We start from the raw sequence: 11,493 nt of genomic DNA, 5'->3' as shown, positions 1-11,493 counted from the left end.
GTCATGCTGCACGGCTGCACCATCGGGGATAACTCGCTGGTCGGGATGGGGGCGACGATCCTGAACGGGGCCAAGATCGGCAAGAATTGTCTGATCGGGGCAGGGGCGTTGATCACTGAAAACAAGGTGATCCCTGACGGGTCGCTTGTGATGGGCGCACCGGGCAAGGTCGTGCGCGAGCTGGACGCGGCGGCGATTGCGGGGCTGACGGCCAGCGCGAAACACTACCAAGACAACGCGCGGCGCTTTGCCAACCAGCTTAAACCCGTCTGAGCATGGTGCTGCGCCCGCATCTGCCGGATCTGCTGGCAGCGCTGCCTTTGCCTACGCTTGCCGTTGATCGCGCCGAACGTATCGTCGCGATGAATGCGCCGGCCCAAGCCCTGCTGGGCCGTGGCGCATTGGACCGCCATTATATCAACGTGTTGCGCCAGCCTGCGGTGGTCGATGCGGTCGAGCAATGCCAGCAGGATGATACCCCGCGCGAGGCGCAATATCTGGCCAGCGACAACGGCAATGACACGACCTTTCGGGTGCACGTCCGACAGGTGACCAGCATGGACTACGTCTTGCTGAGCTTTCAAGACATCACACAGGTCACCAACGCCAGCCAGATGCGCCGCGATTTCGTCGCCAACGTCAGCCACGAATTGCGCACCCCGCTGACGGCGATGATGGGGTTCATCGAAACCTTACGCGGTCCTGCGCGTGACGACGCCCCCGCACGGGACCGGTTTTTGGGGATCATGACCGGAGAGGCCGAGCGCATGAACCGGCTGGTGGGCGATCTGCTGTCGCTGTCACGCGTCGAATCGGACGAACGGGTGCGCCCGACAGATAAGGTCGATCTGCGCTATGTGCTGCAATCGACCATGCGCAACCTCAACCCCTTGGCCGTAGAGGCGAATGTGACGTTGGTCGCGACTATGGGGGACGATCCGCTGCCCCTGATGGGGGATACGGACCAGCTGTTGCAGGTGTTCACGAACCTTATTGAAAACGGCATCAAATATGGTGGCGTGGGTAAAGACGTTGAAATTTCGGTCGAGACGACCTTGCGTGACCCTTCCTTGCGCGGGCCTGCGGTGCGGGTCACCATCCGCGACCACGGGCCGGGGATCGACCCTGTGCACCTGCCGCGCCTGACCGAACGCTTCTACCGCGCCGACAGCCACCGCAGCCGCGCCCTTGGCGGGACGGGGCTGGGGCTGGCGATTGTAAAACATATCCTGAACCGGCACCGCGGACGGTTGAAAATCACCTCTGATCTGGGGGATGGGGCGCGATTCACGGTGATCTTGCCCATGGATCTGGCGTGATCGGGCGCATTTTGGTCAAAAAGAAATTACAATTTCCGTCCGTGTCATAAAACTGTAACATGACTGTCACAAAAGCTCAGTGTCGCCCGCCTATTGGTGCGGCAAGATCACCATGGGGGTGGTCAGACAAATCTAAGCTGACAGGAGACATCATGTCGCTCGTTAAACTCACCACTTCCGCGCTGGCCATTGCCGCCGTATCCGCAACCGCCGCTGCCGCGCGTGATCAGGTACAGGTTGCCGGTTCCTCCACTGTTTTGCCCTATGCGTCCATCGTAGCCGAAGCCTTTGGCGAAAACTTCGATTTCCCGACACCTGTTGTTGAATCCGGTGGCTCCTCGGCGGGTCTGAAGCGTTTTTGTGAAGGTGTTGGCGAGAACACAATCGACGTGGCAAACGCCTCGCGCCAGATCAAAAGCTCCGAAGTCGAAGCCTGCGCCGCCAACGGTGTGACCGACATCATCGAAGTCCAGATCGGCTATGACGGCATCGTGTTTGCGTCTGACATCAATGGCAACACATTCGAATTCACCCCCGAAGACTGGTACAAAGCCCTGTCCGCCGAAGTCGTTGTCGACGGCGAGATCGTGGCGAACCCCAACAAAATGTGGTCCGACGTGAACGCCAGCTTCCCCGAGCAGCCGATCCAGGCCTACATCCCCGGCACCAAGCACGGCACACGCGAAGTTTTCGAAGAAAAAGTGATCCTGGCAGGCTGTGAAGCCACCGGCGACTTCGAAGCGTTCAAGGCCGCCAATGGCGACGACAAGAAAGCCGCTGAAAAAGCATGTATCGCGCTGCGCACCGATGGTGTTTCCGTGGACATCGACGGTGACTACACCGAAACGCTGGCGCGCATCGAAAGCAACAAAGACGGCATCGGCGTCTTCGGTCTGGCCTTCTACGAGAACAACACCGACAAGCTGACCGTCGCCAACATGAGCGGCGTTGAGCCCACCGTTGAAACCATCTCGAGTGGCGACTACCCCGTATCCCGCCCGCTGTTCTTCTACGTCAAGAAAGCGCACATCGGCGTGATCCCCGGCCTGAAAGAATATGCCGAGTTCTTCGTGGCAGACGAGATTGCCGGCCCCGACGGTCCTTTGGCTGAATACGGTCTGGTCTCCGACCCGGAACTGGCGAAAACACAGTCGGTTGTTGCTGAAGAAACTGTAATGGGCAGCGGTTCCTAAAACCTGTCTGACGATCCGGAGGCGCTGCGAGGTGCCTCCGGATTTTTGCTGCCGACTGATACTTTCCAAACAATGATAGCCTGAAACAGGCTGCGACCGGGGGCCACCATGCGCGATATTTTCAATGTGGGATCTACCACGCTCTTAGTTGCCGTTGTTTTGATATTAACAGTCCTTGCCTATGGTCTGGTGCGCAGCCGGGCCATGTCGTCCGTCTCGGGCGATGCGCGCAAGCTGCACTCCCTTCCGAACTACTACGGCTATAACGCCGCCATGCTCACCGCCATTCCGGCGCTGTTTGTGCTGGCGATCTGGATGCTGGTCCAGCCGATGCTGATCCAGAACGCGGTCATCGACATGATCCCGCAAAGCGCCGTCAACGAAGGCTCTTCGGTCAATCTGGTGATGAGCGACGTGCGGCGCGTGGCCAACGGGCTGGACGCGGCCGTGCAATCAGGCGCGATGGATGCCCAAAGCGCCCGTGATCTGGACGTGACCGGCACTGATGTGCGCGCGCTGCTGGCGGGCACGGGCGTGGCGCTTGGGTCTGACGTGACGCCAGAGGTGCTGGCCGCCGCGCAGCGCTACCGGTCAATGGAATACACCGGCCGCTGGCTGATGATCGCGGTGATCTCTGTGTTGGCGCTGGCCGGTCTGTTCATCGCGATGCGCACCGCACGGGCCGATTTTCGCGCGCGCAATACGGTGGAACGTTTTCTGCTGGGGTTGCTGGTGCTCGCTGCGTCGCTGGCGATCCTGACCACCGTGGGGATCGTCCTGTCGATGCTGTTCGAGACGCTGAATTTCTTCCGCCTGCATCCCTGGCAGGATTTCTTTCTGGGCACCACATGGGCCCCGAACTTCCGCGGAGACAGTGACCTGTCGATCCTGCCGCTGCTCTGGGGGACGCTCTATATCTCGATCATCGCGCTGCTGGTGGCCGTGCCCATCGGCCTCTTTGCCGCGATCTACCTGTCGGAATACGCCAACAACAAAGTACGCTCTTTCGCCAAGCCTTTGCTGGAGATCCTCGCCGGTATCCCGACCATTGTTTACGGTCTGTTTGCCTTGCTGACAGTGGGGCCGTTCCTTGTGAACATCTTTGGCCGCGGCGATAATGGTCTGCTGGGCGTCGACTGGATGAGCGGGGCGACATCGGTCCTGACGGCGGGGCTGGTCATGGGCATCATGCTGATCCCATTCGTTTCGTCGCTGAGCGACGATATCATCAACGCTGTGCCGCAATCGATGCGCGACGGGTCGTTTGGCCTGGGCGCGACCCATTCCGAAACCATCCGCCAGGTCGTGCTGCCTGCTGCTTTGCCGGGGATCGTGGGGGCTGTGCTTCTCGCCGCGAGCCGGGCCATCGGCGAGACGATGATCGTTGTTCTGGGGGCAGGGGCCATCGCGCGCATCTCGGGCAACCCGCTGGAAGCGATGACCACCATCACCACCCGTATCGTCAGCCAGCTGACCGGGGATACCGACTTTGCCAGCCCTGAAACGCTGGTCGCCTTTGCCCTTGGTCTGACGCTGTTCGTGCTGACCCTGGGGCTGAACGTTCTGGCGCTTTATATCGTGCGCAAATACCGGGAGCAGTACGAATGACCGACATGCCCAACACCGCAACGCCGCGCCATTCGCTGCTGAAGCCCGACGCGCGCACCGTCAAACGCAACCGTGCAGAGGCCCGTTTCAAATCCTACGGTATCGCAGCCATCGCCGTGGGCCTGCTGATGCTGGCGATCTTGCTGACCACGATTATCGGACGCGGCGTAGGGGCCTTTCAGCAGACGTTCCTGACGCTGAACGTGCAACTGCTTGAGGAAAAGCTGGACAAGAACGGCAACCGGAATCTGGACGAGATCAAGAAGGTATCGACCTTCGGCTACGCGCCGCTGATGGCCGCCGCGCTTGAGGCCAAGGTGGCCGAGACCGGGATTACCACGGACCTAAAGCCCAAGGATATGGCGGGCATCCTGTCCAAGGATGCGGCGGCACAGCTGCGTGACTTTGTGCTGGATAACCCCGAGCTCATTGGCACCGCGGTTGAATTCAAATTCCTGACCAACAGCCGCGTTGATGGCTATATGAAAGGCCGCGTCACGCGCGACAGCATCGCCAACGACAAAAGCATCAGCGCAGAGCAGCTTGATCTGGTGGACGCCCTTGTCGCAGATGGGGCGCTGGAAAAACGCTTTAACCTCGATTTCATCACAGGTGCCGATGCGTCTGACGCCCGACCCGAGGCGGCGGGCATGGGGGTCTCGATGCTTGGCTCGCTCTTTATGATGCTGGTGGTGCTGGCGCTGGCGCTGCCCATCGGGGTCGCCGCGTCGATCTACCTTGAAGAATTCGCCCCCAAGAACCTGCTCACCGATATCATCGAGGTGAACATTTCTAACCTCGCGGCGGTGCCGTCGATTGTCTTTGGTATTCTGGGTCTGGCGGTTTTCATCAATTATATGCACCTGCCAAACTCGGCCCCGCTGGTGGGCGGGCTGGTGCTGACGCTGATGACGCTTCCGACGATCATCATCTCGACCCGCGCCTCGCTGAAATCTGTCCCACCCAGCATCCGTGACGCGGCACTGGGGGTAGGGGCGTCGAAGATGCAATCGGTGTTCCACCACGTGCTGCCCTTGGCTGCTCCGGGTATCCTCACTGGCACAATTATCGGTCTGGCGCAGGCGCTTGGTGAAACGGCCCCGCTGCTGCTGATCGGGATGGTGGGCTTCATCGCGTCGAACCCGCCCGACGGCATCGCATCGGGGCTGATGGACCCGAACTCCGCCATGCCGGCGCAGATCTACGAATGGGCCAAACGCGCCGATCCCGCGTTCTATGAACGCGCCTGGGGCGGTATCATCATCTTGCTGGTCTTTTTGATCACCATGAATGCCATCGCCGTAATGCTGCGGCGCCGGTTCGAGCGGCGCTGGTAAGAATGAAAGGCAAGGCTATGAAAGACAATGTAATTTCGGAGACGGACGTGACAACGAACCAAACAAAAATCGCCGCCCGCAACGTGCAGGTTTTCTACGGGGACACCCACGCGATCAAGGATGTCTCTGTCGATATCCAAGACAAAACCGTCACCGCCTTTATCGGACCATCGGGCTGCGGGAAATCGACTTTCCTGCGGTGTATCAATCGGATGAACGACACGATTGATATCTGCACCGTCAAGGGCGATATCCTGATCGACGGCGAAGACATCTATGACAGCGCGGTCGATCCGGTGCAGCTGCGCGCCAAGGTCGGCATGGTGTTCCAGAAGCCGAACCCGTTCCCCAAATCGATCTACGACAACGTGGCCTACGGCCCCCGCATCCACGGTCTGGCCCGCAACAAGTCCGAGCTTGACGATATCGTTGAACGCGCCCTGAAACGCGGTGCCATCTGGAACGAGGTCAAGGACCGTCTGCATGCGCCCGGCACCGGCCTTTCTGGTGGGCAGCAGCAGCGTCTGTGCATCGCCCGTGCCGTTGCGACCGAACCCGAAGTGCTGCTGATGGACGAACCCTGTTCCGCGCTTGACCCGATCGCCACTGCGCAGGTCGAAGAGCTGATCGACGAGCTGCGTCAGGACTATTCGGTCGTGATCGTCACACACTCCATGCAGCAGGCCGCACGGGTGAGCCAGAAAACAGCGTTCTTCCACCTTGGCAATCTGGTGGAGTTTGGCGAGACCGACAAGATTTTCACGTCGCCCGAAGACCCTCGGACGGAAAGCTACATCACTGGCCGGATTGGATAAGTATCATGCAAGATCAACACATTGTCTCTGCCTTTGACCGTGACCTCGAAAGCGTTCAGGCACAGATCATGAAAATGGGTGGCATGGTCGAAGATGCCATTCGCCTTGCCGCACAATCGCTGGAAACCCGCGACGAAGAGCTGGCCGATCAGGTCCGCGGCGGGGACAAGGCGATTGACGCGCTCGAAGAGCTGATCAACGAACGCGCCGCCCGCATCATCGCCCTGCGCGCACCCACAGCCGTGGATCTGCGTCTGATCCTGAGCGTGATCAAGATCAGCGCCAGCCTGGAACGTATTGGCGACTATGCGAAAAACATGGCCAAGCGTAATACAGTGCTCGCGCAGCTTCCTGCGGTTGCTGATAGCGCCGGTGCCATCCGCCGCATGTGTAAAACCGTTGAATCCATGCTCAAGGACGCGCTGGATTCCTATGTGCAGCGCGACGCAGAACTGGCGATGGACGTGATCGCACGCGATGAAGACGTCGATCAGATGTATAACGCGCTGTTCCGCGAATTCCTCACCTTCATGATGGAAGACCCGCGCAACATTACATCGTGTATGCACCTGCATTTCATCGCGAAAAACGTGGAACGCATGGGCGATCTGGTGACATCGATCGCGGAACAGGTCGTCTATCTGGTGACCGGCACCCATCCGGACGAGGACCGCCCCAAGGCGGATAACACCTCCACCAAGCTGAAGGGGTAGAACCATGTCGGCGGCGCAGCCCCAGATCCTGTTGGTGGAAGACGAACCCGCACAGCGCGAAATTCTGGCGTATAACCTCGAATCCGAAGGGTTTGACGTAAGGCGGGCCGAGAATGGTGAAGAAGCGATCCTGCTCGTGGCAGAGGCGCTGCCGGACCTGATTATTCTGGATTGGATGATGCCGCTGCTGAGCGGGATCGAGGTGTGCCGGCAGCTCAAGACCCGCGAAGATACGCGCAATATCCCCGTGATCATGCTCTCGGCACGGTCAGAAGAGGTGGACACCGTGCGCGGGTTGGAAACGGGGGCGGATGATTACGTCGTCAAACCCTATTCCATGCGCGAGCTCATGGCCCGTGTGCGCACCCAATTGCGCCGTGTGCGCCCGGCATCTTCGGGCGCGGCGCTTAGCTATGCCGATATCACGCTGGACACGGAACGCCACCGCGTTAACCGCGCCGCGAACGAGCTGAAACTGGGCCCGACAGAATACCGGCTGCTGGTCACCCTGTTAGAGCGTCCGGGCCGAGTGTTCAGCCGCGATCAGCTGCTGGATCACGTCTGGGGCCGCGATATCTATGTCGACACGCGCACCGTGGATGTGCATATCGCGCGGCTGCGCAAGGCGCTGACATCTCACGGTGGCGATGACCCGATCCGCACGGTGCGCGGTGCAGGTTATGCATTAGGGTAGGGCGCTTACCCGTTGAATTTGATGACTTCTTGGCGTTGATCACCCAAGCCTTCGATGCCCAGTTCAACGACATCGCCCGGTTGCAGGTACACCGGCGGCTTAAAGCCCATGCCAACGCCGGGCGGTGTGCCGGTGGCGATCACGTCTCCGGGCAGTAAGGTCATGAAACGGCTGAGGAAAGAGATAATCTCGGCCACCGAGAAGACCATCGTGCAGGTATTGCCCGTCTGGCGACGGGTGCCGTTCACATCAAGCCATAGATCAAGGTTCTGCGGGTCCGGCACCTCGTCTGCGGTCACCAGATACGGGCCGATGGGGGCGAAGCTGTCGCAGGACTTGCCCTTGACCCACTGACCGCCGAATTCGATCTGAAAGGCGCGCTCTGACACGTCGTTGAAAGTCGCATAACCCGCCACATGGGACAGCGCGTCGGCCTCGGACACATGCTGTGCCTTGGTGCCGATCACGACCGCAAGTTCAACTTCCCAATCGGTTTTCTCGGAATCCTTGGGGATGATGATCGGATCGTTGGCACCGGTGGCCGCGCAGAGTTTGCTAAACAGGATCGGGTGATCGGGCACTTCCATGCCAGCTTCTGCCGCGTGGTCGGAGTAATTCAGCCCGATACACAGAATACGACGTATGTCATTGATCACAGGCGCAAACCGGCCCGTGATGACAGGCAAGGCCGTAACGTCCACATCGCGCAGCTGGTCCAGCGCTGCGGGTGCCATTGTGGCAAGCTCGATATCCGTCAGATGCTGCGTCAGATCGCGCGCGGCACCATCTGCGTCAATCATCGCAGGTTTTATCCCGTCAGGGGTTTCGATACGGCAGAGTTTCATTAGCTAATCCTGTGTTTGTGAGGGGTGCGCATGCGCTTAATCTGATTCTCATAATCAGTATTATGTAAATAATTGGTACGCTTTGGGCGATGATTTACTGTTAAAGTGCGTCATAAAGCACTGAAAAGTAGTATAAAAAGTAGCTTCTTCATCCAGTTTATCCATTCTCCCATCCGCGTGGCTTCTTGCTTTACCCCGTTGTTCTGCGTGCCATAATCCACATGCGCCAAGCCGATGCAACTGTAAGCGATCGGCGCTTTGGCGGCTGCTGAACGAAAGGAAGAATATGACGCTCAAGATGTCTTCGGCGGATATGGTTGCCGCTGCCCGTGCACGTATCCGCGAGATCGAAACGCCTGATCTGATGGCCATGCTGCAGGATCCGAATGTTGTTGTCGTTGACCTGCGCGATATCCGTGAACGCCAGCGCAGCGGCTATATCCCCGGCAGCTTTCACGCACCGCGCGGCATGATCGAATTCTGGGTCGACCCTGACAGCCCGTACTTCAAAGAGATCTTCGGTCAGGACAAGACCTTTGTCTTTCACTGCGCCTCTGGCTGGCGATCGGCGATCACCACGGCGACGCTGCAAGACATGGGCTTTGACGCAGCGCATCTACGTGAAGGTTTTTCGACATGGGAAAAGCACGGTGGTCCGGTCGAATACCCTGAAAAGAAAGACTAACGACGCCGTGGTGCCTGTGCTACGTCTGCGCCACCACATCGTAACAACAAGGCCATCGCTATGACATCCATTCTGATCCTGAACGGTCCGAACCTGAACCTGCTGGGCACGCGCCAGCCCGAGGTCTATGGTAAGACGACTTTGGCCGATGTCGAGGCGCTGTGCCGCGAGAAAGCGAAGACGCTTGGGTTTGATGTGGCGTTTGAGCAGTCCAACCACGAAGGCGCGCTGATCGATCTAATCCACGCGGCCAAAGGCAAACATGCCGGGATCGTGCTGAATGCCGGTGCCTATACCCATACGTCGATTGCGTTGATGGATGCGATCGCTTCAGTCGAGCTGCCGGTTGTCGAGGTGCACCTGAGCAACATCCACGCGCGCGAGGAATTCCGGCACCGGTCTTACATCGCGCCTGTGGCTCTGGGTCAGATCTGCGGGTTTGGCGCGCAGGGTTATCTGATGGCTTTGGATGCGCTGGAGGCTCACCTAAAGGATTAGGTTTCACCGCTTAGTATCTGATTTATAATAAAAAAGAGCGAAGGTGCTGATGCGCCCTCGCCCTTTTCCTCATCTGTTGTGTGACAGCTTAGCCTTTGGCGGCTTTTGCAACTTCTGCTGCGAAGTCTTCTTTAACGACTTCGATGCCTTCGCCAACTTCAAGACGGACGAAACCGGTGATGGTCGCGCCAGCTTCTTCTGCGGCTTTGCCGACGGTCAGGTCAGGGTTCACAACGAATGCCTGGTTCAGCAGTGTCACTTCGGACATGTATTTCTGCATGCGGCCGGTGATCATTTTCTCGATCACAGCTTCCGGCTTGCCGGACTCGCGTGCGATGTCCATTTGAACCTGCTTTTCTTTTTCAACAACTGCCGGGTCCAGATCCGCTTCGGACAAGGACGCAGGGTTCACAGCGGCGATGTGCATCGCGATCTGTTTGCCCAGCTCTTCGTTGCCGCCGGTCATTGCGACCAGAACACCGATTTTGCCCATGCCGGGTGCTACAGCGTTGTGCACATAGGACACGACCTGATCCCCATCGATGGACTGCATGCGGCGCACCGACATGTTCTCGCCGATTTTCGCAATGGCATCGGTGATCACGGTGGAAACGGGCTTGCCGCCCATGTCAGCCGCGTTCAGCGCGTCAACGTCGGACACACCGGTAGCAACATCTGCGATGCCGGAAACCATTTTCTGGAAGTCAGCGTTTTTGCCAACGAAGTCCGTTTCGGAGTTCACTTCGACAGCAACACCGTGGCCGCCTTCGACTTTAACTGCAACAAGGCCCTCGGCTGCGGTGCGGCCGGATTTCTTGGCTGCTTTCGCCAGACCCTTGGTGCGCAGCCAGTCAACGGCTGCTTCCATGTCGCCATCTGTTTCAGTCAACGCTTTTTTCGCGTCCATCATGCCGGCACCGGTTGTGTCGCGCAGTTCTTTGACCATGGATGCTGTGATTGCCATCGCTTTGGTTCTCCTTGAATTGGGATAAATTGAGGGGCAGAGCGTCCTGCACCACTGTCTCAATCATGTAATGGTTTTGTGACAGGCAGAGGGAAACATGCCCCCTGCCCGTCTCTTTCGCGTCGCTTACGACTTGGCGTCGGCCAGCGTTTCCTTCTTGGATTCGATATCCAGAGGTGCGTCTTTTGCCATTGCGTCGTTCGAAACGGTTTCTTCCGAAGCGTTGCCAACTTCGACACCACCGTCGATCAGGGCTTCTTCTTCGGGCGCTTCTTCCATCGCACCGATATCAACACCTGCGGCACCCAGCTGCGCGGACATACCGTCAAGTGCTGCACGTGCGGCCAGATCGCAATACATGTGGATCGCGCGGGCGGCGTCGTCGTTGCCCGGGATGATGTAGTCGATCCCGTCGGGGGAGCAGTTGGTGTCGACAACAGCGATAACCGGGATGCCCAGCTTGTTCGCTTCGGCCACGGCCAGTGCTTCTTTTTTCACGTCGATGACGAAGATCAGGTCAGGGCGACCGCCCATTTCACGGATACCTCCCAGCGATGCTTCCAGCTTCGCTTGGTCACGTTCCATGCCAAGACGCTCTTTCTTGGTCAGACCGGAGAAGCCACGCTCGGACTGTTCGTCGATGGACTTCAGGCGCTGGATGGATTTGGAAACGGTCTGCCAGTTTGTCAGCGTGCCGCCCAACCAACGGTGGTTCATGTAGTACTGTGCGCATTTCTCTGCGGCTTCTGCGATCGGCTGTGCCGCCTGACGCTTGGTGCCAACGAAAAGAATGCTGCCGCCTTTGGCGACGGTGTCACGGAT

At 58.8% G+C, this 11,493-nt stretch carries 13 protein-coding genes; 10 read left to right on the top strand and 3 right to left on the bottom strand.

Annotated elements, in window-relative coordinates:
* The 8 genes from B4F27_RS05990 to phoB form a co-directional block, all read left to right on the top strand.
* Positions 1 to 273: gamma carbonic anhydrase family protein (locus B4F27_RS05990; protein WP_286759136.1), on the top strand; the 273-nt coding region annotated here is incomplete at its 5' end.
* Positions 274 to 275: 2 nt separating this feature from the next.
* Positions 276 to 1,319, top strand: coding sequence for a sensor histidine kinase (locus B4F27_RS05985; protein ID WP_286759135.1), 1,044 nt, complete (start codon positions 276 to 278; stop codon positions 1,317 to 1,319).
* A gap of 152 nt (positions 1,320 to 1,471) precedes the next feature.
* Positions 1,472 to 2,512, top strand: coding sequence for a substrate-binding domain-containing protein (locus tag B4F27_RS05980; RefSeq protein ID WP_005853609.1), 1,041 nt, complete (start codon positions 1,472 to 1,474; stop codon positions 2,510 to 2,512).
* Positions 2,513 to 2,620: 108 nt separating this feature from the next.
* Complete coding sequence (gene pstC / locus B4F27_RS05975; RefSeq protein ID WP_286759134.1) at positions 2,621 to 4,120, top strand: phosphate ABC transporter permease subunit PstC; 1,500 nt, start codon at positions 2,621 to 2,623, stop codon at positions 4,118 to 4,120.
* Positions 4,117 to 5,457 carry a phosphate ABC transporter permease PstA gene (gene pstA / locus B4F27_RS05970; RefSeq protein WP_074634892.1) on the top strand — a complete coding sequence of 447 codons (1,341 nt, stop codon included), beginning with the start codon at positions 4,117 to 4,119 and terminating at the stop codon, positions 5,455 to 5,457. The genes pstC and pstA overlap by 4 nt, the downstream gene beginning before the upstream one ends.
* Positions 5,458 to 5,474: 17 nt before the next feature.
* Positions 5,475 to 6,272, top strand: a complete 798-nt coding sequence (gene pstB / locus B4F27_RS05965) for a phosphate ABC transporter ATP-binding protein PstB (protein ID WP_005853603.1) — start codon at positions 5,475 to 5,477, stop codon at positions 6,270 to 6,272.
* A 5-nt stretch (positions 6,273 to 6,277) separates the two neighbouring features.
* Entirely contained in the window at positions 6,278 to 6,985 is a 708-nt protein-coding gene (gene phoU / locus B4F27_RS05960) for a phosphate signaling complex protein PhoU (RefSeq protein ID WP_005853601.1), read from the top strand.
* A gap of 4 nt (positions 6,986 to 6,989) precedes the next feature.
* On the top strand, positions 6,990 to 7,679 hold the full coding sequence (gene phoB / locus B4F27_RS05955; protein ID WP_005853599.1) for a phosphate regulon transcriptional regulator PhoB: 690 nt from the start codon (positions 6,990 to 6,992) through the stop codon (positions 7,677 to 7,679).
* A gap of 5 nt (positions 7,680 to 7,684) precedes the next feature.
* On the opposite strand, the gene B4F27_RS05950 is transcribed toward phoB, so the two are convergent.
* On the bottom strand, positions 7,685 to 8,524 hold the full coding sequence (locus tag B4F27_RS05950) for a fumarylacetoacetate hydrolase family protein (protein WP_286759133.1): 840 nt from the start codon (positions 8,522 to 8,524) through the stop codon (positions 7,685 to 7,687).
* Positions 8,525 to 8,810: 286 nt separating this feature from the next.
* On the opposite strand from B4F27_RS05950, the gene B4F27_RS05945 reads away from it, so the two are divergent.
* Entirely contained in the window at positions 8,811 to 9,209 is a 399-nt protein-coding gene (locus tag B4F27_RS05945) for a rhodanese-like domain-containing protein (RefSeq protein WP_286759132.1), read from the top strand.
* Positions 9,210 to 9,269: 60 nt separating this feature from the next.
* A complete protein-coding gene (aroQ, locus tag B4F27_RS05940) occupies positions 9,270 to 9,707 on the top strand; it encodes a type II 3-dehydroquinate dehydratase (RefSeq protein ID WP_286759131.1) in 438 nt (145 codons plus the stop codon).
* Between the two features lie 88 nt (positions 9,708 to 9,795).
* On the opposite strand, the gene tsf is transcribed toward aroQ, so the two are convergent.
* Both tsf and rpsB read right to left on the bottom strand, forming a co-directional pair.
* Positions 9,796 to 10,671 carry a translation elongation factor Ts gene (gene tsf / locus B4F27_RS05935; RefSeq protein ID WP_005853593.1) on the bottom strand — a complete coding sequence of 292 codons (876 nt, stop codon included), beginning with the start codon at positions 10,669 to 10,671 and terminating at the stop codon, positions 9,796 to 9,798.
* Positions 10,672 to 10,797: 126 nt separating this feature from the next.
* Positions 10,798 to 11,493 (bottom strand): 30S ribosomal protein S2 (gene rpsB / locus B4F27_RS05930; protein ID WP_286759130.1); only part of this gene is annotated, 696 nt, incomplete at its 5' end.

Origin of the sequence: Sulfitobacter sp. UBA1132 (genome assembly GCF_002311545.1) — a bacterium.
Taxonomy (GTDB): domain Bacteria; phylum Pseudomonadota; class Alphaproteobacteria; order Rhodobacterales; family Rhodobacteraceae; genus Sulfitobacter; species Sulfitobacter pontiacus.
Note: the sequence above shows the minus strand (reverse complement) of the source record. Positions and strands in the feature narration are given on the sequence as shown.